Source organism: Sporosarcina aquimarina (genome assembly GCF_033253705.1).
Classification (GTDB): domain Bacteria; phylum Bacillota; class Bacilli; order Bacillales_A; family Planococcaceae; genus Sporosarcina; species Sporosarcina aquimarina.
In genome coordinates this window covers 119,119-139,782 of record NZ_JAUBDH010000007.1, presented here as the reverse complement: position 1 = coordinate 139,782, position 20,664 = coordinate 119,119, and the positions used below count along the sequence as shown (strand labels likewise).

Annotated in this window: 16 protein-coding genes; 3 read left to right on the top strand and 13 right to left on the bottom strand. The window is 45.4% G+C overall.

Annotated elements, in window-relative coordinates; genetic code table 11:
- A complete protein-coding gene (locus QT716_RS12140; protein ID WP_317936328.1) occupies window positions 1-1,668 on the top strand; it encodes a b(o/a)3-type cytochrome-c oxidase subunit 1 in 1,668 nt (555 codons plus the stop codon).
- A 49-nt stretch (window positions 1,669-1,717) separates the two neighbouring features.
- Here the strand turns inward: QT716_RS12140 and QT716_RS12135 are convergent, their stop codons facing one another.
- On the bottom strand, window positions 1,718-3,610 hold the full coding sequence (locus QT716_RS12135; protein WP_317936327.1) for a putative bifunctional diguanylate cyclase/phosphodiesterase: 1,893 nt from the start codon (window positions 3,608-3,610) through the stop codon (window positions 1,718-1,720).
- Between the two features lie 206 nt (window positions 3,611-3,816).
- Between QT716_RS12135 and QT716_RS12130 the strand changes: the two genes are divergently transcribed.
- Complete coding sequence (locus QT716_RS12130) at window positions 3,817-4,167, top strand: SCP2 sterol-binding domain-containing protein (protein WP_317936326.1); 351 nt, start codon at window positions 3,817-3,819, stop codon at window positions 4,165-4,167.
- Window positions 4,168-4,447: 280 nt separating this feature from the next.
- On the opposite strand, the gene QT716_RS12125 is transcribed toward QT716_RS12130, so the two are convergent.
- From QT716_RS12125 to QT716_RS12115, 3 genes are all read right to left on the bottom strand, one after another.
- Complete coding sequence (locus QT716_RS12125) at window positions 4,448-5,185, bottom strand: SDR family NAD(P)-dependent oxidoreductase (protein ID WP_317936325.1); 738 nt, start codon at window positions 5,183-5,185, stop codon at window positions 4,448-4,450.
- A 171-nt stretch (window positions 5,186-5,356) separates the two neighbouring features.
- On the bottom strand, window positions 5,357-6,460 hold the full coding sequence (locus QT716_RS12120; protein ID WP_317936324.1) for an amidohydrolase: 1,104 nt from the start codon (window positions 6,458-6,460) through the stop codon (window positions 5,357-5,359).
- A 15-nt stretch (window positions 6,461-6,475) separates the two neighbouring features.
- Window positions 6,476-7,570 (bottom strand): glycosyltransferase, encoded by a 1,095-nt coding sequence (locus QT716_RS12115; protein ID WP_317936323.1) that lies wholly within the window; start codon window positions 7,568-7,570, stop codon window positions 6,476-6,478.
- A gap of 299 nt (window positions 7,571-7,869) precedes the next feature.
- Here QT716_RS12115 and QT716_RS12110 point away from each other — a divergent pair, with 299 nt between their 5' ends.
- The gene (locus QT716_RS12110; protein ID WP_317936322.1) at window positions 7,870-8,772 is read left to right on the top strand and encodes a C40 family peptidase; all 903 of its coding nucleotides are present in this window, start codon (window positions 7,870-7,872) and stop codon (window positions 8,770-8,772) included.
- 165 nt (window positions 8,773-8,937) lie between these two features.
- Here QT716_RS12110 and QT716_RS12105 read toward each other — a convergent pair whose 3' ends face one another.
- The 9 genes from QT716_RS12105 to ilvB form a co-directional block, all read right to left on the bottom strand.
- Entirely contained in the window at window positions 8,938-10,626 is a 1,689-nt protein-coding gene (locus QT716_RS12105) for a methyl-accepting chemotaxis protein (RefSeq protein ID WP_317936321.1), read from the bottom strand.
- A gap of 382 nt (window positions 10,627-11,008) precedes the next feature.
- On the bottom strand, window positions 11,009-12,232 hold the full coding sequence (locus QT716_RS12100) for a pyridoxal-phosphate-dependent aminotransferase family protein (protein WP_398293364.1): 1,224 nt from the start codon (window positions 12,230-12,232) through the stop codon (window positions 11,009-11,011).
- Between the two features lie 121 nt (window positions 12,233-12,353).
- Window positions 12,354-12,944, bottom strand: coding sequence for a 3-isopropylmalate dehydratase small subunit (gene leuD / locus QT716_RS12095; RefSeq protein ID WP_317936320.1), 591 nt, complete (start codon window positions 12,942-12,944; stop codon window positions 12,354-12,356).
- A gap of 15 nt (window positions 12,945-12,959) precedes the next feature.
- On the bottom strand, window positions 12,960-14,369 hold the full coding sequence (leuC, locus tag QT716_RS12090) for a 3-isopropylmalate dehydratase large subunit (RefSeq protein ID WP_317936319.1): 1,410 nt from the start codon (window positions 14,367-14,369) through the stop codon (window positions 12,960-12,962).
- A gap of 51 nt (window positions 14,370-14,420) precedes the next feature.
- Entirely contained in the window at window positions 14,421-15,521 is a 1,101-nt protein-coding gene (gene leuB / locus QT716_RS12085) for a 3-isopropylmalate dehydrogenase (RefSeq protein ID WP_317936318.1), read from the bottom strand.
- Between the two features lie 21 nt (window positions 15,522-15,542).
- Window positions 15,543-17,099, bottom strand: coding sequence for a 2-isopropylmalate synthase (locus QT716_RS12080; protein ID WP_317936317.1), 1,557 nt, complete (start codon window positions 17,097-17,099; stop codon window positions 15,543-15,545).
- Window positions 17,086-18,117, bottom strand: a complete 1,032-nt coding sequence (ilvC, locus tag QT716_RS12075) for a ketol-acid reductoisomerase (protein WP_317936316.1) — start codon at window positions 18,115-18,117, stop codon at window positions 17,086-17,088. The genes QT716_RS12080 and ilvC overlap by 14 nt, the downstream gene beginning before the upstream one ends.
- Before the next feature lie 233 nt (window positions 18,118-18,350).
- Window positions 18,351-18,866, bottom strand: coding sequence for an acetolactate synthase small subunit (ilvN, locus tag QT716_RS12070; protein ID WP_317936315.1), 516 nt, complete (start codon window positions 18,864-18,866; stop codon window positions 18,351-18,353).
- Window positions 18,863-20,611: an acetolactate synthase large subunit gene (gene ilvB, locus QT716_RS12065; RefSeq protein ID WP_398293357.1), complete on the bottom strand. Its 1,749-nt coding sequence runs from the start codon at window positions 20,609-20,611 to the stop codon at window positions 18,863-18,865. Before ilvB ends, ilvN begins: the two co-directional genes overlap by 4 nt.
- Between the last annotated feature and the right edge of the window lie 53 nt (window positions 20,612-20,664).

Below are 20,664 nucleotides of genomic sequence, written 5' to 3'. Positions count from 1 at the left end.
ATGGACGGAACTGAAAACAATCTTCGTTTATTCCCAAAGAAAGATGCGCGGCTTTACATGTCGTTCATGTACGTAACATTTGTTTCGTTACTCGTCGGCGGTCTGATGGGCCTTTTACAAACCTTTGTCCGATCTGGCAGATTTACATTACCTTTCAACATTAACTATTACACAATTTTAACGGTTCACGGAGTGATTCTCGGACTCGTGTTAACCACTTTCTTCATCCTCGGATTCCAGTTTGCGCTGATGGGCAAAACAGTCGGAATTTCAGACAAACAGCGGAATGCCGGCTGGGTCTCCTTCTGGATCATGCTCGTTGGTACGATTATGACCGCGGTCACAATTTTAGTCGGTGAAGCAAACGTTTTGTATACTTTCTATGCACCGCTTGCTGCGCATCCTGCCTTTTATATTGGTCTTGCACTTGTCATTATCGGCAGCTGGGTTGGCGCGTTCACGAACTTCCGACAACTGTACGTCTGGAAAAAAGCACACAAAGGTGAAAAATCACCATTGCTCGCATTCATGGTAGTCATTAACATGCTCATGTGGGTAATTGCATCTCTTGGTGTTGCAATTGCAGTGGTCGTTCAATTTATCCCGTGGTCACTCGGATACACAGAAACTATTAACGTGCTCGTCAGCCGTACATTGTTCTGGTACTTCGGTCACCCACTTGTATACTTCTGGTTACTCCCTGCTTACATGGCATGGTATGCAATCATTCCGAAAATCATCGGTGGAAAGCTATTCAGTGATTCACTTGCTCGTCTTGCATTCATCTTGCTGTTGATGTTCTCGATTCCAGTTGGATTCCACCACCAGTTGACAGAACCGGGAATTGACCCGACTTGGAAGTTCATCCAAGTTGTGCTTACCATGATGGTTGTCATCCCTTCATTAATGACAGCTTTCTCGATCTTTGCAACATTTGAAATTACAGGTCGCCGCAAAGGCTTTAGCAGCTTATTCGGCTGGTTTAAAAAATTACCATGGGGCGATGTACGTTTCTTTGCACCGTTCGTCGGTATGGTAGCTTTCATTCCAGGTGGAATCGGCGGGATCATTAACGCATCTCACCAAATGAACGCTCTAGTTCACAATACGATTTGGATTACAGGTCACTTCCATTTAACAATTGCAACAACCGTTATTTTGACTTACTTTGGAATTGCTTATTGGCTCGTGCCGCACTTAACAGGCCGACGTCTGACAAAGCAATTGAACAAACTGGGAATTATCCAAACGATCATCTGGACAGTTGGTATGACAATCATGTCAACAGCGATGCACATTCAAGGTCTGCTTGGCGGCCCACGCCGGTCTGCTTACTCTGAATATGCGGGCGGAGCGCAAGTCGATACATGGATTGGTTATCAGCTTGCACAAGCAATCGGCGGAACAATTCTATTCGTCGGCATTCTGCTAATGACCTATATCTTCATTAAGCTTACGTTCTTCGCTCCTCGCGGCGTCGAAGAATTCCCAATTGCTGCAGAAGACGAAGACGCACAAAAAACACCAAAAATTCTTGAGAACTGGTACTTGTGGATTGGGATTACGATTGCTCTGATTGCATTTGCTTATACGATTCCAATGATTGATATTATTAAGCACTCGCCTCCGGGTTCTGTTCCATTCAAATGGCCAATCGGAAGAGGATAAAAACAAACCGAGTCACTCGCACTTTAGCGAATGACTCGGTTTTTTCATGTTAACTTATTGGGGCTGGCAGATGTAAAAACGGAAATTCTGGAGAAGCTAACAGCAACTTGTTCAACTCCTCAATCGGAATCGGTCTACTGAAATAATAGCCTTGGATTTCAAAGCATCCAAGTTCTTCTAACCTCTTCAGCTGACCTTCTGTTTCGACTCCTTCCGCTACAGTATGCATGTGCAGACTTTTAGCAAGTGTTAAAATGGCACGGACAATCGCTCGGCTTTTAACGTCGGTTTCAATGTTTTTTATAAATTGACGATCTATTTTAATCTCCTGAATCGAAAATTGCTGCAAATAGATGAAGGCCGAATACCCCGTACCGAAATCATCTATTGAGAGCGTGAATCCTAATTGCCGGATTCGTTGAATTTGGGCTTCTACAAGCTTAGCATCCTCCAGTGCGACATTCTCCGTAATTTCGAGAATCAAGTTGGCTGGGTTGACTCCATGCAGTTTCAAACAGTCTTGTAAGAAGTCTTCAAAACGATGATATAAGAAATGGCGCGGTGAAATATTAACGGAAATCGTCAAGTGTCCAAGACCTTGCTCCTCCCAGCTCTTCAACTGTTTACACGCTTCGTGCAGAGCCCACTCTCCAATTTGAGAAATGAGCCCGGTCGTTTCAGCAATCTCAATGAATGAAGCGGGCGACAGCAAACCTTTTTCCGGATGCTGCCATCGGATGAGTGCTTCTGCACCTGTCATCACATGGGTTATGCTTTCAACTTGCGGCTGATAATATAACCGGAACTCATTCATATCAAGACCTTTACCTAAGTTCATCTCAGACTGCATCGCTTCTTTCCACTGCTCATACATATCAGGATTGTAGACAGCACGCGTTTTACGAACCGTAATTTTTTGCGATGAATCGAGCGCTGTTTTGGCGGCTTGAATACCTTCATAAGCATTCTTGATATGATCCGGATAGAGTGCCACCCCATAACTGAACGTCAAAAATACGTCTTGATTGTCAAATACGATGGGACTTCGTAATTCTTCCATGATTGCTGCCATTCTTCGTTCGTTTGCTTCATTATCTCCTTCATGCTCAGTGCAAATGATGAAATGATCAAATGCGATGCGTGCAAGATTTGAGCCGACAGGAAACAACTTATGAAACCGTTGTGCGATTTCTTTCAAAATCATCTCTGTCGCTCCTGGGCCAAGAACACTTTGCACGGCTGTAAATTGATCGATTTTGATATATAAGAAAGCACCGTGCATCCCACGGCCGAAAGTATGTAACCGTTCATTCACTTTTTCGATAAACGCGTTTTCATTGTCAATACCAGTCAATAGATCGGTGTATGCCAACTCTAGCATACGATCTTCCATTTCCAACCGGTACAACCGATCAAAGATGAATGATAGCATATCCGCAATCGCTGAGATCATAACCTCATCCAACTTTGTCCATTCGCGTCTTGTCACAGATTCACAGCACAGCATACCACCAATACCCCTGCTCATTATTATAGAGGCATCAATTAAGGAAACCATATGACTTTGTGCAAAATAGGTTTGATGCAACGCTTGTAATGCTGGATGCGTCGCGATGTCTACAACTGGATTAACTCGGTGTCCTACTATTAAGTCAAAATAGCCTTCTGAGTGGATGGCATCCAATTGTTTCGTTTCAGGCACACTTACAGAATCAGTCGCATAGGTCATGTGTTCCGTCAGAACGGTTTGATTGTGATTAAATAACCATATACTGACTCGATCTGTTTTCATAAGTTCGGCAATACTTTTACACAGCTCATAAGAAACCTCATGCATAGAGTCTTTCGTAAGTTCCAGCTGTTTTGCTTGTTTAAAGATATCTTGCTGCAGCTCCTGCATTTTGGATATAAATTCGGCAAGTTCTTTCTGGTCACGATGCACGTGCAAGCACCTCCTTAAAAGGCCGTTCCGATTTGTTATATATCTACTTTACATAAGATTAGTCCTGAAGTTTCAACAGATACTACTAAAGTTCGACATACTATGCATTTCCCCTTTTAACTCAATGAAAACTCTTCATTCCATTATTCTGACTTCTTTGATACAATAGAAATGAATGACCATTCACTTTTAGGAGGTCGGATGAGTTGTCGATTGGACAAGAAAAGGATCTGCAGCAAACATGGGAGGATATTGAGAAGCAGCTAAACGAAAACCCTGCTCCCATTCAAGGGTTGAACGTCAGTTACGGATTTAACTTAACTGGAGAAGAAAAGGTGAGCTATGTATTAGTGCTCGGTGATAAGCAGGCGTCAGTCAATGTACAAGAAACCGACGAAGCAGACTGCGTACTTAGTATGAGTGTCGACGATTTCTACAAGCTGCTAGCAGGTAAGCTCAACACCACTACCGCTTTCATGATGGGCAAACTGAAAGTAAAAGGCAGCCTCGGCTTAGCGCTGAAGTTGGAGAATATTTTGACGCAGTATCAGTTTTAATCTCTTATCTCTAATTACTTATCACTACCTTTCTATCCTCATTGCAGATGAACACAATTAATTTTATGGTGAACCGTTGATTGAAGCAGAAGGCGGCGACTCCGGAGGGATCCTAATTGAAACAACCTAAATTCGCGGCGTCCTGCCGCAACGGTTGCATGACCTACATCCTGTAGGCCCGCGTCCGCCTGCCGCGGAAATCAACACCGTCTACTCTTCCAATGCAAGACAAAAAGACGCCTTCTCAAATGAGAAGACGCCTTTTTTATTCATACACCAATTAACGTGCTGAGAAACCGCCGTCGATTACGAGTTCAGCGCCAGAGATGTATGATGCTTCATCAGAAGCAAGGAACATTACCGCGTTGCCCACGTCTTCAGGTTGTCCAAGACGGCCAAGCGGAGTCATTTTGATAAGTCCGTCCAGCGCCGCTTTAGAAGACTGGAGGTTTGCAACCATTGGTGTTTCGATAACGCCTGGGAATACTGCGTTCACACGGATTCCATCTTTACCGAACTCAGCTGATGCAGCACGAGAGATCGCACGAACTGAACCTTTAGAAGCTGAATATGGATTGTAGCCCATACCAACTAGAGCTGTGTAAGAAGAAATGTTAACGATTGAACCTTGGCCAGCTTCCTTCATGTAAGGAACGACTGCACGCATACCAGCGAATGTACCGAATCCGTTGATGTCGTGTAGGCGCTGCCAGTCAGCTAGAGTAATATCGTCCATACCTTTTTCAGTGGAAATTCCAGCACAGTTGATCAAAATATCAAGTTTACCGAATTTATCTACAGCTGTTTTTACAGCTTCTGCCCAGTTGTCAGCGTCTGTAACGTTAAGTTTTACATACTCGACGTTTTCTACGTTGTCCCATTTAGCTTGAAGAGCTTCTGTGTTAATGTCTGCAGCTACAACTTTCGCGCCTTCAGCTGTAAACAATTTAACCATCATTTCACCCATGCCTGAAGCTCCGCCAGTAATAAACGCTACTTTATCTTGCATTCTACCCATTTGAACCGCTCCTTTTTATATGTTTCAATAAGTTTTAACATCTAAATAGTACTCCTATATTTGAGACATTGCAAACTTCATGACTCACACAAAAAATACTTTCCTTCTATAGATAGGCTGCAATTTCAAAGGCTCACCTTCTCCGAAAATTCCTAATTATTGTAATCAATTTCACGCTTTAAAACTAGCGCGCTTCAACGTCTCCGCCAAAATTTCTGCACCTGTTACAAGGGCATCCCGATTGAATTTCATCTCTGGATGATGCAAGCCAGGTCCTAGATCTGCACCTAACCCAATCATCGTTGCTTTCAATTCTGGATGACGAATCGTGTAGAAATGGAAATCATCACTTCCTGAAGTAACCACGTCTGATGCAAGACCTTGCTCACCAAGAACTTCCAAAATCCCTTTCCGCGCAATTGCTGCCGCTTCATCGGACACTTCTGCAGCAGGTGTATAATCCGTCCATTTTAATTCAATTTTCGTCGCATAAAGTTCAGCGATTTGCTGCATGCCTTTGTCGATACGCTGTTGAAGTTGCTGTAATACATCGTTCGATTGCGATCGGATATCCATGCCAAACTTCGCTGCCCCAGGGATAATATTCAAACTTTCCCCGCCTGCTTGAAGATGGGTCAATTTCGCTGAGTACGCATCATACGGTGAAAACTGGATAGTCTTTAGAAATTGTCCGATTGCGAGCAGCGGATCGATTGAATTATTCCCTTGATGCGGACGGGCGCCGTGTGCATCTACTCCTTGAATCGTCCCTTCTACGAAATATGCAGCACCATGTCGAATCGCAGCAGATGCTTGTCCTAGAGGAAGTTCTTCTTGCGGCCGTAAATGTATGCCGAACAAATACGTGACACCTTCAACAGCGCCGCGGTCGATCATTGCATTCGATCCGTTCCCTTTCTCTTCAGCAGGCTGAAAGATGAAACGAATGCGGCCGCCAAGTTGTTCATCTTTCAATAGTTGAAGTGCTCCGAGCACCATAGCCATATGACCATCATGTCCGCATGAATGATTTGCTTGGTAAACACCGTCCACTTCTTGCCAAAGCGCATCGATATCTGCACGTACCGCAGTGACAGAGCCCCCTTCTCCGATTTCCGCAATAACACCCGTCACGTCATCAAACGTTTTAAAAGAGACCCCTAACTCCGTCAAGATCCGTGCAATCTCGTTTGTTGTTTCTTGTTCTTTCCAACTAATTTCTGGATGTGCATGAAAGTGTTCGAACCAATTCCTGATTTGTTCAGTAACGACCATCTTTCCTTCCCCCTTTTACCGTGTCTTCGCTGCATCCTCGTAGATTTTCAATAGCTTGTTTACAATCATTTCATATGAATGTTCGTGAACTAATTTTTTGCGCTTCTCCTCATTAGCAGGTGTTTCCGATGAAAGCACTTGAAGCAATCCAGCTGCAAGTGCTTCCGCATCTTTAGGCGGCACTAAGACGCCTGCACCATCTGCTAACAAATACGTTAAACCTCCAACATCAGATGCAACTACGGGTGTGCCTGAAGCCATTGCTTCGAGCGCGACAAGGCCAAATCCTTCGTGGTAGGAAGGCAATGCTAAAACATCTGCAGCCGCAAGCCATTGCACCAGTTCTTTTTGTGTCTTTGTTCCTTCCAAGTGAATTCCTTCAAGTTGACGAGAGGTAATCTCATGCTTCACCTCTTCGACAAACCCTGCAGACTTATGTGAACCGATTAGATGTAAGGAAGAATTAGGGACTGTTTTACGAATGGACTCGAATGCTTGGACCAATTCAAGTACTCCTTTTTCGCGAATTAAATTCCCGATGAATAAGACAACAGGTTGAGTTTCTTGAAGTCCCAGTTCCGCTCGCACAGCAGCGCGCTCCATAGGATGAAATACAGTTTGATCCACTCCCATGCTCATAACTGTCACAGCGTTTTCAGCAACACCGAAGTTTTCAACCACTTCTTGTTTCAGCCTCTCGCCTACTGTTACAACGTGAGCGGCTTCTTGTAATATTGTTTTTGTCATTGAGGCAATCTTGGCATTCTTCTTTGCCATCTTGTCGATATCCCCGCCGTGAAGAGTGACGATGTAAGGAATTTTAAACATCCGTTTCCCCAACAATGAGAGAACACCTGTAGGAAATGCATAGTGCGAATGGGTCAATTCCAGTTTCCGACGATTGCCAAGTAGATAGAATAAGGAACTTGCGAACCATTTCCCATATTTTAATAGACCTTGTACTTTTCCGCTTTTAGGGTTATCAATGGCTTTCACGTCAACGGATACTCCAGATTTCCGAAGTAATTCGACTTGGTTCTTAACAAAAATGCCGTACGTCGGGTGTTCGGCAGAAGGATACATATTGCTAAATACTGCGATTTTTTTCATGTCAGCCTCATTCCGCCAGTTGTCAAAAGAGCTCTGGCAATTCGATAAGTTTGATTACAAAGATACAGCAAAACTAGTTATCTTTCACGTTCTTCAGTTATTTTACAACAAAATAAAAACGCGAATACCGGAAATAGTTTCCGACAAACTGCGTCAAATCAACATTTATGCATGAGTGCATTCATTTGTAATGTCTTTGTAATATAACTGTAACCGAAATCAGGTTTAGCCTGTGCTAAGATGTTCACAGATAAAGTCACTGTCAAAGAAACGGTGCGAAAGGGGAAATAATAAAACTTATGAAACTCAAACGTCTCTTGGCTTTTGGAATCGCCAGTTTAGTAATTTCAACGTCCGTACCTTCTATGGCCTCTGCGAACTCAGCTACTGATCTAATAGATACAGCTAAAAATTATATTGGAACTCCATATCGATACGGTGGGACAAGCCTAAAATCAGGTATCGATTGCTCAGCATATACGCAAGTTATTTTCAAAAAGAATGGTAAATCACTTCCACGTACAGCTGCTCAACAATTCAACCAAGGTAAAGCTGTTTCTAAAAGCAACTTGACTACTGGTGACCTTGTATTCTTCAAAACAAGTGGCAGCAGAATTTCCCACGTGGGAATCTACATAGGTTCCAGCAAATTTATTCACGCTTCTACAAGTAAAGGTGTTACAATCTCGTCTATCAACGATCCATACTACTGGAAGAGCCGTTATGCGGGTGCTAAGCGCACTGCAACATTCGGTGAAACAGCAGTTGCTTCAAAACCTGCAGCACAGACTGTACGTTATGCAACTCGCGGAGAAGTAGCGAACATCGTTGTTAAGACTCTAGGTCTTCACAGAGACTACAGTGCTAAAGATTATACAGATGTAAACTCAAAAACTTCTTATTACAATGAAATCATGGCTGCAACTGAAGCAGGTATCTTCAACGGTGGTAACAGCGGAAGATTCAACCCGAATGATTCATTGACTCGTTCACAAATGGCATTGGTTCTTACAAAAGCATTTGACCTGCCTATGTCTACTGAAGGTAACTTCAAAGACGTACCTGCTGACTACTATGCTGCAAAACATATCGGTGCACTTTATGCGAACGATGTAACAAAAGGTTACACGAACGGAAACTTCGGTGTAGACGACAAAGTGAAGATTCAAGATATGCAACGTTTCTTGGACCGTCTTAAATAAGAACCTGCTCGTGGAATTCTCTTACTATAGAGGATTCCACGTTTTGTTAGTTATAAACCGATTTTTGATGATTCCTTTAATCTTTTTCAGCAATACTGATCATCTTCCCTTCGAACCGAAAAGCGTGCAGTCCTCGTGTGAGGGACTGCACGCTTTTATATTGGGTTATACCCTAAATCTACTAACTTCCTGTTGAAGCTCATCAGCAAGGCGTGTAAGGCTCTGGGCGTTGGCGCTAATCTCTTGGCTCACTGCCAGCTGTTCCTCAGTTGCTGAGCTCGTCTCAGTTGCTGATGCTGCTGCCTGGCCGCTGAGTCGCTGAACTTCCTTCGCGCCTTCCGTCACTTCGTCCGCCATCGCTTGAATTTCTTCTATTGCTGCCGATACAGTCTCTACCTTTGCAGAAACGTCTGTCACCGCTTGCTGGATGTCTTTGAACACATCATTTGAGTCTGCTGTTGCCTTCATTCCATTTTCGACTTTCTTATTTCCAGCTTCGATCGATAAAGTCGCTTTTTTCGAATACACTTGGATGTCACTGACCATGGTGCCTATGTCTGTTGCGGATGCTTTCGATTGCTCCGCGAGTTTCCGGACTTCGTCGGCTACAACCGCAAACCCTTTGCCTGCATCCCCTGCACGAGCTGCTTCAATTGCTGCGTTCAGTGCAAGTAAGTTCGTTTGTTCAGCAATACTTGTAATAATTCCTGTCACTTTTTCAATCTCAGAAGAGTGCGCCGCCATTTCGTTCATAATTTCTGACGTTTCCCGGATTGTTTCCCGAATCGTTGTCATTTCTTTCACGACATCATCCATCGATGCGGATCCTTTCCCAACAAGTTGAGATACTGCTTCAGCAGAACGTAACATATCTTCGTTACTTTCTGAAATTTCTCCTACTCCTAACGATAGTTCGCTCATCGATTGTGTGGATTGGTCTGTAATCCGCTGCTGCCGTTCGCTTCCTTCTAATTGCTGTTCTGAACTGCTTGCAATCATTTCTGATGATGCTAAGCTCTCTTCAGAACTCGCAGACAACTCTTCAGACTGCATGGCAAGCTGATGAGCAGATGTATTAATTTTACGAATCATATTCGCGACATCCGCCCCCATTTTATTAAAAGCAGCTGCCATCTCGCCGATTTCATCCTTACTTTTGACAACGAGCGGGTCAATCGAGAAGTTCCCTTCTGCAATTTGATGCAGTGCCTCCGTTACAATGCCAACGGGCTTTGAAATGGACTGACTAATACGGCGGGAAATGATGAATCCGACTATGACGGCAACGAGCATAACCGCTGCGATGGCTATCGTCAGCTGCATCATGAGCGCATCGATTTCTACTTGCTTCTTCTCAAGCGCTTTATACTGGTTATTTTTAATCATGTCTGCTCGGGTTAACACAACGTTCCCAACGTCTTTAGAAGCTTCGGACATCCATTTTGCGATATCGTCTTTTCCGGCTTCTATATTGTCGATGATCTTGTCTTGTAATGCCATTGACTTTTCGTTTGAGTCAACGAGCGCATCATATTCTTTTTTCAGTTGAGGACCCATCTCCATTTTGCCAAGTTCTTGGATGAGTTGTTCAGAGCGCGCATAGTTCTCTTCTCGCTCGGCTAGAAGGGTTTCATCCGAATAGAGCAAGTAACCTCTGATTTTGCTTTGCATCTGTTCTTGCTTCAAGACGAATTCGTCGATGATGTCTACTTTTTGGACTTCGTTGTCTAACATGTTTTTGTAATCTGCGTTCAGTTTGACTAGTAATAAAATACTTGCTGCGCCGATTATAATGAGCAGCGCGATCAGGAGACCAAACCCGTTTCGCAATTTCCCTTTGATTGTTCGTTTCACCCATTCCACCCCAAGTTTATGTCTTTTTAAAACTATAAAACTTATTCAATCGTCTGAATAGTAATGACTAGTTCGATTATATCTGTTTACGAGTAATATATCACTACTTTTTTACTAGTTTTTTTAGATTATCTTCCCTTTCGAACTCTTCTATTCGTTCGATTATTTATCTCTCCCTATAATCTCTTCTATTTTCCATCTCTATTTATGCCCTCGTAACTTCTGCAGCGAGGAGCCTGTTTTAAATGACGAATACTTTATTCTATGTAGGTACTTGAAAGTCGGACATTTTAAACCATGAATTGTAAAAGTCAGATACTGCATGTCCTTTATAAAAAACAAAAAAACTGCAGAGAATACTCTACAGTTTTCGTAAGTTGAATTATTTTACAGATGTGGAGCTGAGTATTTCAGTAAACACGGACAGTGCTTCTTCCACATTCGCTTCATGTCCGCTCATCTTTAGCGTTTCCCCGATTTTACGGATTGCCTCTTCTAGCATTTCAGGCGTTGTGTTCCCCATATGTCCAATCCGGAATGCTTTTCCTGCTAGATGTGCCAGTGCACCTGACAAAATGACGCCTTGTTTTGCGAGCGCCTCCCTGAATTCGGCATCGTTAACGCCTTCAGGATAGTAAATACAGCTTAATGTTGGGGCTGCATCGTCTTCTTCCGCTAGCGGGGTCATGCCATACACACGCAGCGCGGAACGAACGGCTTTCCCGTATGCTTTATGACGTACATAACGCTTCTTAAGTCCCTCTTCTTCAACGATTCGCAGCCCTTCTTCTAGCGCGTAAATCATATTCACCGGCGGTGTTGCGAAATATTTGGATGGATCATGCATGACAGGGATCCAATTATGGATATCACAATAAAAGGCAGAAACCCGTTCCATTTCATTCCTAGCCTTTAATGCTGCTTGGCTGAAAGCAACAATGCCAACACCAGGCGGCACGCCAATCGCTTTTTGGGAGCCCGTTAAGACGATGTCAATCGCAGTATCAGGTCCTGCATAATTGTGCTGCATGTCTTCAGGCATCGCAGTCGTTGCGCAAACGCCGTCCACGATTGCGAGCGCACCATGCTGTTTAATGAGCGGAATCAATACTCCAAGACTCGCTTTTACGCCTGTGGATGTGTCCGCGTGTGTGACCGTCACCGCTTTATAGTGATGCTTCTCTAAATGTTCTTTTACGTGTTTAATGTCTACTTGCTTCCCCCACTCGGCCTGCAGCAGATCGATTTTAATCCCGAACGCTTGCCCGAGTTTAATGAACCGGTCGCCAAAATAGCCATGGCTGATGATCAATAAACGTTCTCCGGGGGCAATTGTATTCACCAATGCCATTTCCATTGCAAGCGTACCGGATCCTGCGACGATGAACACTTCCCCGTCAGTGTTCAAAATCCGTTTTATCCGCTCGATTGCTGTCTTGAATCTGCTTACGAATCTAGGATCCGTATGAGCGCGAGTTTCTTCTCCTAAGGCATCATAAATGGAATCGACAACAGGTGTCGGTCCAGGAATCAATAATAAGTCTTTGTTTCTCAATCGAATTCCCCCAATAATCAGATTTCTATGCCTAGTATTTTTCGACATCATTCTTACAAACTCCTTTATTCCTTTTTACAGTAACGCAGCCGTTTACATGCCCACTAGAAAAAGCAGGTATGCATTCAACTCGATACGAATGCACACCTGCTTTTCTATTCGTGAGATAACCTTAATTGGTCATGCGGTTTTCATATGCCGTGATTTCGTCTTCATACTGAAACGTAAGCGAGATTTCGTCCCATCCGTTCAGTAGCATCTGTTTTGAATATGGGTCAATTTCAAAGGCGAATGCTTCTTCAGTATCTCTTCTGGTGACTGTTTGTTGTTCCAGATTCACAGTAAGTTCCACTGGCTGCTCTTCACCATCTGATAGCAGCGCATCGATTTCAGTTTGCTGCAGCCGGATCGGCAAGATGCCGTTTTTGAAACAGTTACTATAGAAGATATCCGCAAACCCAGGCGCGATAACGATACGGAATCCATAATCGAGAATGGCCCATGGAGCATGCTCACGGGAGGAGCCGCATCCGAAGTTTTCATCTGCAACTAAAATCTTGGATTCTTCAAATCGCGGATCATTAAGCACGAAGTCTGGATTCGGATTGCCTTTTGAATCGAATCGCCAATGATAGAACAAATACTTTCCGAATCCTGTTCGTTCAATTCGCTTTAAAAACTCTTTTGATATGATTTGGTCGGTATCCACGTTTTTCCGATCTAGCGGCGTTAGGGTACTCGTAATGATATTAATCGGTTCCATCGAATGCTCCTCCCTTCAGTCTTGCATCACAGGCACTTTTCGAATATCTGTAAACCGGCCCGCTATCGCAGCGGCTGCCGCCATTGCGGGGCTGACAAGATGCGTACGCGCTCCGGCACCTTGACGTCCTTCGAAATTCCGATTCGACGTGGAGGCACAGCGCTCTCCTGCAGGCACGACATCGTCATTCATCGCAAGACACATACTGCATCCTGATTCGCGCCATTCAAAACCGGCTTCTTTAAATACGGCGTCAAGTCCTTCTTCTTCAGCCAGCCGTTTTACAGAGCGAGATCCTGGAACAACGATAGCTGTCACTGTTGGATGAACGTGCTGACCTTCAATGATTGCTGCAGCTGCGCGCAAGTCACTCAACCGTGCGTTCGTACAGGAGCCGATGAATACGTGCTGTATCGAAATGTCAGTGAGCGGCATGCCTTCTTCGAGTCCCATATAGGCAACTGCTTTTTTCAAGGCTTCCTGATCCGATGCGGATGAATAATCAGAGGCAAACGGGACGTGCCCGCTAATCCCTGTACCCATCGCAGGATTCGTTCCCCACGTGACATACGGTTCAATTTCAGATGCATCGAGCGTCAGCGTCGTATCATAGACAGCACCTTCGTCCGTTGCGAGCGCAAGCCACTTAGCCGCAGCTGCTTCGAACGCTTCACCTTCCGGAACGTGACGGCGGCCTTTCAAATAGGCGACAGTCGTTTCGTCAGGGCTGATCAACCCAGCTTTTGCACCTGCTTCAATCGACATGTTGCAAATCGTCATGCGTTCTTCCATTGAAAGGTTGCGAATCGCTTCACCTGTAAACTCGATGATGTGACCTGTACCGACGTCAATACCGAACTTAGCAATTACGGCAAGAATGACGTCCTTCGCAGTCACTCCATTCCCAAGTTCTCCGGAAATTTTCACTTCCATTGTTTTCGGACGGTTTTGCCAAAGTGTTTGCGTCGATAGCACATGCTCGACTTCACTCGTTCCAATACCGAATGCGATGGCACCGAATGCTCCATGTGTAGAAGTATGACTGTCTCCACATACAATCGTGCGTCCCGGCTGTGTCAATCCAAGTTCCGGTCCGATAATATGGACGATTCCTTGGTCAGGATGTGTCATATGAGCGAGCTCAATTCCAAACTCCGCACAGTTTTGCTCAAGTGTGGTCATTTGCTTCTGAGCAGTTGGATCGCTCACGACATTGATATTACGGGTGGGTACATTATGATCCATCGTTGCATAACATCTCTCCGGGCGCCGCACTTTCCGTCCCGCAAGCCGTAATCCTTCAAAAGCTTGCGGTGACGTGACTTCATGGAGGAGGTGGAGATCGATGTAGAGTAAATCGGGTTTCCCTTCTTCTTGCGTCACTACGTGCTGATCCCATACTTTTTCAATAATCGTTTTTGCCATACTGTTTTCTCCTCTCCATGAATGGTAGTTGCGCTCGTGTTGAGCTGTTTTTTAAACGTATGAAAACATAATACAATTAGAAACAGATTGGACATCCACTTCTTCTGCCACTCTCGCTGTCCATTCTTCTGTCGACATCGGGCGCACATCGGGTCCTGCTAGATCCGCTGTACAGTGCCCTTCTTCATAAACAGTTTGAACTGCGCATTCGATTGCGGCAGCTTCTTCTTCCATTCCGAATGACTGACGCAGCATCATTGCAGCAGACAGCATTGCAGCTGCCGGATTCGCAAGTCCTTTTCCTGCAACATCCGGTGCGGAACCATGGACTGGTTCGTATAACCCAAATCCATCTGTCCGTATACTTGCAGAAGGAAGGAGTCCAAGTGATCCCGTGATGACAGACGCTTCATCACTCAAAATATCTCCAAACATATTTTCTGTAACGATTACGTCAAATGCTTCAGGCTGTGTGATCAGTTTCATCGCAGCGGAATCCACTAACTGATGTTCCACTTCAACATCTGGATAACCCGCACGCACTTCCTCTACTACCTCGCGCCACAAGCGACTCGATTGAAGAACGTTCGCTTTGTCAACAGACGTTACTTTGTTGCGTCGCATTCGGGCAAGGTCAAAGGCAGAACGGACAATCCGTTCAATTTCTGTGCGAGTATAGACAAGTGTATCCACTGCTGAGTCATGGTCTCTCTTGCTTGGTTCTCCGAAATACAAACCGCCTGTCAGTTCACGAACGATAACGAGATCGACGTTTTTCACAAGCTCCTCTTTTAAGGGAGAGCGATGGAGCAGCGCAGGCACTGCCTTCACTGGACGAATGTTAGCGAACAATCCAAAGTGTTTGCGAATCTTCAAGAGACCTTTTTCCGGCCGGGTTTCTGCCGGATTTTGGTCCCACTTCGGGCCTCCAACTGCGCCGAGCAGAACAGCATCACTCTTTTCACAAAGCGCAATTGTTTCGTCTGGAAGCGGCGTACCGTGCGTGTCTACTGCGTTCCCGCCAATAGAACCATGGACAAATTCGAACGAATGATGAAATCTTCTTGCAATGACTTCTAACACCTTCACTGCTGCTGAGGTTACTTCTGGTCCGATCCCGTCACCGGGTAATACTGCGATACGTTTTTCCATCGTCTTCTCCTCCTTGTAGGATTACTGTGCAGTTACAACTGCTTGGTTTCTTTGGGTTTCCAATGACATTCTGACCAATTGTCGGTTGATAGCATTCAAATACGCTTTTGCAGATGCCTCAAGCACATCTTGCGCAATTCCTCTGCCTGTAAGTTGTGTTCCATTGTAGTTCAAATTCACGACTGCCTGCCCGAGAGCATCCCGGCCTTTACCAATAGAAGAAACTTGATAATCGTGAATATGGACATCGCCTTTAACGAGCAGCTCCAATGTATTGAAGATTGCTTCTACAGATCCAGCTCCTGTAGTAGCCACGTTCACGGTTTTCCCATCAGGATTCACCGCTGTGACTGTTGCAGTCGGTACATTGTTCGTTCCATATTGCACTTGGATATTTTCCAATTCGTAAATCGGCGTCTCGGTCTGTTCAAGCTGCTGTTTCGTAAAGAGTACGAACAAGTCATCCTCTGTAATTTCTTTCTTTTTATCTGCAAGATCTTTGAATTCCACAAACGAAGCATTTAATTGCTCATCGTTTAATGTAAAGCCCATCGTCACTGCGCGATCTCTAAATGCAGCGCGGCCAGAGTGTTTTCCTAGCGCTAACGGTTCAACCGTTGCGCCAATTAGTGCCGGTGTAATAATTTCGTACGTCTCTGGATTTTTCAACATGCCATCTTGATGAATTCCGGATTCATGGGCAAATGCATTCTTCCCCACAACTGCTTTGTTCGGCTGAATCGTGACGCCTGTCAAGCGACTGACAAGCTCACTTATGCGCTTGATTTCATCCAGCTTGATGCCCGTGTCGAAATTGTAGAAGTCTTTACGGATATGAAGGGCGACTGCAATTTCTTCAAGAGCGGCGTTTCCAGCACGTTCGCCGATTCCGTTAATTGTACCTTCGACTTGATCCGCCCCGTTTTCGATTGCGGCAATGGAGTTTGCAACTGCCATTCCCAGGTCGTTATGACAATGTGTCGATAGTTTCACCCGATCGATTCCGCGTACATTCTCTTTCAAAAATTTGAAGAGTGCACCGTATTCTTGAGGCGTTGCGTACCCGACTGTATCCGGGATATTGACTGTCGTTGCACCTGCTGCAATGACTTCATTCAGAATCCGGACGAGAAACGCAGGGTCCGAACGGAATGCATCTTCTGCTGACCATTGAACGAGCGGGAATTTAGCTTTTGCGTATTTAACCGCTTCAACTGCAATGTCCACAACTTGATCAGGCGTCTTTTTCAATTTATATTCCATATGAATCGGTGACGTCGCGAGGAACACGTGAACGTGTGGATTCACGCCTCCTTTTAACGCTTCCCAACATGTATCGATGTCACTTTTAACAGCTCGGGCAAGACCTGTCACTGTTGAGTTTTTGACGCTGTTTGCAATTTGTTTGACTGCTTCGAAATCGCCGGGGGACGAAGCGGGAAAGCCCGCTTCGATCACCGATGCGCCAAAACGTTCTAGCTGCCGCGCGATTTTAAGCTTTTCCGCCGTATTTAAGTTAATGCCTGCTGATTGTTCTCCGTCCCTCAGTGTCGTGTCGAAAAAGTCAATTTGTCGCACCAGCCGTCACCTCTTCCTCTTTTTTCAATCCTTTAGCTACGAACGGCATCATTGCACGAAGTTTTTCTCCTACTTCTTCAAGCTGATGACCCGCTTCTTCTTTTTCAATACGGTTGAAGTTCGGACGTCCGTCTTCGTTTTCTTGGATCCAATCTTTTGCAAATTTACCAGACTGGATATCGTCCAAGATTGACTTCATGCGTGCTTTTGTATCTGCGTCGATTACGCGTGGTCCTGAAACGAAATCGCCCCACTCTGCAGTGTCTGAAACAGAATAACGCATGCCTGCCATACCACCTTCATACATCAAGTCAACGATCAGCTTTGTTTCGTGAAGCGTTTCAAAATATGCGAGTTCCGGCTGGTAGCCTGCTTCGACAAGTGTTTCGAATCCTGCTTTGATAAGTGAAGTTAAGCCCCCGCATAGTACCGCTTGCTCTCCGAATAGATCCGTAACTGTTTCTTCTTCAAATGACGTTTCAAGTACGCCGCCGCGTGCAGATCCGATTCCTTTTGCATACGCAAGTGCTGTTTCGCGAGCGTTACCTGATGGGTCTTGGTATACACCGAACAATGCAGGTACTCCAGCGCCTGCTTCGAATGTCCGTCGAACGAGATGTCCTGGTCCTTTTGGTGCGACGAGGAATACGTCAACGTCAGCTGGCGGTTTGATCTGCCCGAAGTGGATGTTGAATCCGTGTGCGAATACGAGTGATTTGCCGGCTTTTAGTGCAGGTGCCACTTCTTCTTCGTATACTTGTTTTTGACGCTCATCGGGTAGTAGAAGCATGACGATGTCCGCTTGTTCTGCCGCTTCTGCAACAGTTGTCACTTCGAGTCCGTCTTCTTTTGCTTTGTCGAATGACTTGCCGGGACGAACGCCTACGACTACGTCAAAACCGGAGTCTTTCAAGTTTTGTGCGTGTGCGTGCCCTTGTGAACCGTATCCGATTACCGCGATTTTCTTGCCGTTCAATACCTGCTCGTTGATGTCCTGGTTATAATACATGTTTGTCATAATAAATTCCTCCTAGGGTTTGTGGGTTTTATTTTCTTTTCTTTTCTTTTTCCTCTTCAAAACAATAAGTGTTGCTGACCATAACCGTTGATTGAAGCGGAAGGTGGCGACTCCGGAGGGATCAGCGAAGATCGAAGACCCTGGACTGAGCGTAGCGAGGGAAGCGGCTGAGATCGAGCCCCTCGGAAAGCGTCCACCTGCAGCGTAAATCAACACTGTCCAGATATAATTGGTTACTTCAATATAGACAGCTGCGGCGATGGCGCTTTCTGGATCTCTCGGACAAACGCCGCCGTCCCCGTCCGCGTCAACTCCTTAATCCCATACGGCTTCAGCAAGTCGATGAACGCATCAATCTTCGTCGGATCACCCGTCACCTGATACGTCACAATATTCTTCCCCGAATCGACAACAGTCGCACGGAACGGCTCCACCAGGCTATTCATCTCGCCTCTTGCATGCGGCGGTGACGTCACCTTGATGATCGCGAGCTCCCGCAGCACAATCGACTTATCCGTAATATCATTCACCTTGATGACATCAATCTGTTTCTGCAGCTGTTTCACCAGCTGTTCAATCTTCCGCTCCTCATCCACATGGACAATGAACGTCATCTTCGACATACCCGCTTGTTCCGTATGCCCGACCGTTATACTTTCAATGTTGAACTGGCGTTTCATGAGCAACCCCGTCACCCGGTTCAGTACGCCGCTTTGGTTAATAACTGTGACTGTAATCACTCGCTTCATGGCGCACTCACTCCAATCATGTCTTGAATTCCTTTACCTGGCGCAACCATCGGATTGACGTTCTCTAAACGTTTCACACGACAATCGATCAGAACTGGTTCATCGGATAATAGTGCTTCAGTAAAGACGGCTTCTGCTTCATCTGCCGATTGAATGCGATATCCTTTCAAATCGTACGCTTCTGCCAGTTTCACAAAGTCCGGCTGAACCGGAATCAATGACTGTGAATAGCGTTCTTCGTAAAATGTCTGCTGCCATTGTCTTACCATCCCGAGTGCTTCATTGTTCAAAATCACGACTTTGACAGGAATTCGATGTTCTTGCAGCAAGGATAATTCTTGTGCAGTCATCTGAAAACCGCCATCTCCTACAACAGCGACCACCCGCTTTTCGGGTTTCGCAAGTTGAGCACCGATTGCTGCTGGGAAACCGAAGCCCATCGTGCCAAGGCCTCCTGATGTTACCCATTGGTCTGAATGGTTAAGCCCATAATACTGAGCCGTCCACATTTGGTGCTGACCGACATCCGTCGTGACAATCGCATCTCCTTTAGTGATCTTGCGGATCAATTCAAGCGCTTGTTGAGGCAGCAAATGATCTGGATCCTCTTGATACCAAAGTGGGAAGTCCTTCGTAAGTTGTTCTAGTTTTCCAAGCCAAGCTTTTGTATCCGGCTCGCACGCTGGGTGCTTGAGCAAAGCCTTTAATGCTTCTTTCGCATCCGCCACGATTGGAATCGCAGTCGGGACGTTTTTGCCGATTTCAGCAGGATCGATGTCGATGTGGACAACCGTTGCATTCGGTGCAAACCGAGCTAAGTTACCTGTCAGACGATCATCGAACCGTGCACCGATATTGAGTAACACATCACATTCACTCAAAGCCATATTTGCCGTGTACGTCCCGTGCATCCCCGCCATTCCTAGGAATAACTCGTGATCTCCGGAAATACTTCCGAGACCAAGCAGTGTATTCGCGATAGGAATTCGATTGACTTCCGCAAACTCTTTCAGTTCAGCGGTTGCCTTCGCATGCAGTACACCCGCACCTGCTAAGATGACTGGCTGTTTGGCTTGCGTTAGTAGCGCAATAGTTTTTTGAATTTGCAGGTAATTCGGATGAGTCGTTGGCTGGTATCCTGGCAGATTCAGTTCAACTGGTGAGTCCGGTACGTGTTCAGCTGGTGCTGTCGCGATATCTTTCGGAATATCGACCACTACTGGACCTGGTCTGCCTGTTGAAGCAATGTGAAACGCTTCTTTAATGATACGAGGCAGCTCCAAGACATCACTTACTTGGTAATTATGTTTCGTAATCGGCTGCGTAATTCCGATAATATCAGCTTCTTGGAATGCATCCGTTCCGATTACACTGCTTGCAACTTGGCCGGTGAATACAACAAGCGGAAGGGAATCCATCATGGCATCTGTAATTCCTGTGACAAGGTTCGTTGCACCCGGACCTGAAGTTGCAATGACGACACCCGGTTTACCTGACACGCGTGCGTATCCTTCCGCCGCATGAATGGCGCCTTGTTCGTGCCGCGCTAAAATATGCTGAATCGGGTTTTGATACAATGCATCATATATAGGAAGAACTGCGCCTCCCGGATAACCAAAAATAATTTCAACTTGCTGTTCTTTTAAGGATCGAATCAGGACATCCGAGCCATTCGCAGGCCGCATAGGTGTATCAATCGTGTCCTGTTTCGCAGGTGCTGTTTTCAACTGCAATTCCGTACTCATTTGCATCTCTCCTTGTCATCTTCGTTCTGTTTCCACCGAATATCCCCGTCTGT

Coding starts and splice junctions, on each gene's coding strand:
- leuB (WP_317936318.1), bottom strand. CDS start 15,521: ATGGAAAAACGTATCGCAGTATTACCCGGTGACGGGATCGGACCAGAA.
- QT716_RS12120 (WP_317936324.1), bottom strand. CDS start 6,460: ATGGTCGTTACTGAACAAATCAGGAATTGGTTCGAACACTTTCATGCA.
- leuD (WP_317936320.1), bottom strand. CDS start 12,944: ATGGAACCGATTAATATCATTACGAGTACCCTAACGCCGCTAGATCGG.
- ilvB (WP_398293357.1), bottom strand. CDS start 20,611: ATGAGTACGGAATTGCAGTTGAAAACAGCACCTGCGAAACAGGACACG.
- QT716_RS12125 (WP_317936325.1), bottom strand. CDS start 5,185: ATGGGTAGAATGCAAGATAAAGTAGCGTTTATTACTGGCGGAGCTTCA.
- leuC (WP_317936319.1), bottom strand. CDS start 14,369: ATGGCAAAAACGATTATTGAAAAAGTATGGGATCAGCACGTAGTGACG.
- ilvC (WP_317936316.1), bottom strand. CDS start 18,117: ATGACAAACATGTATTATAACCAGGACATCAACGAGCAGGTATTGAAC.
- QT716_RS12115 (WP_317936323.1), bottom strand. CDS start 7,570: ATGAAAAAAATCGCAGTATTTAGCAATATGTATCCTTCTGCCGAACAC.
- QT716_RS12100 (WP_398293364.1), bottom strand. CDS start 12,232: ATGATGTCGAAAAATACTAGGCATAGAAATCTGATTATTGGGGGAATT.
- QT716_RS12140 (WP_317936328.1), top strand. CDS start 1: ATGGACGGAACTGAAAACAATCTTCGTTTATTCCCAAAGAAAGATGCG.
- ilvN (WP_317936315.1), bottom strand. CDS start 18,866: ATGAAGCGAGTGATTACAGTCACAGTTATTAACCAAAGCGGCGTACTG.
- QT716_RS12110 (WP_317936322.1), top strand. CDS start 7,870: ATGAAACTCAAACGTCTCTTGGCTTTTGGAATCGCCAGTTTAGTAATT.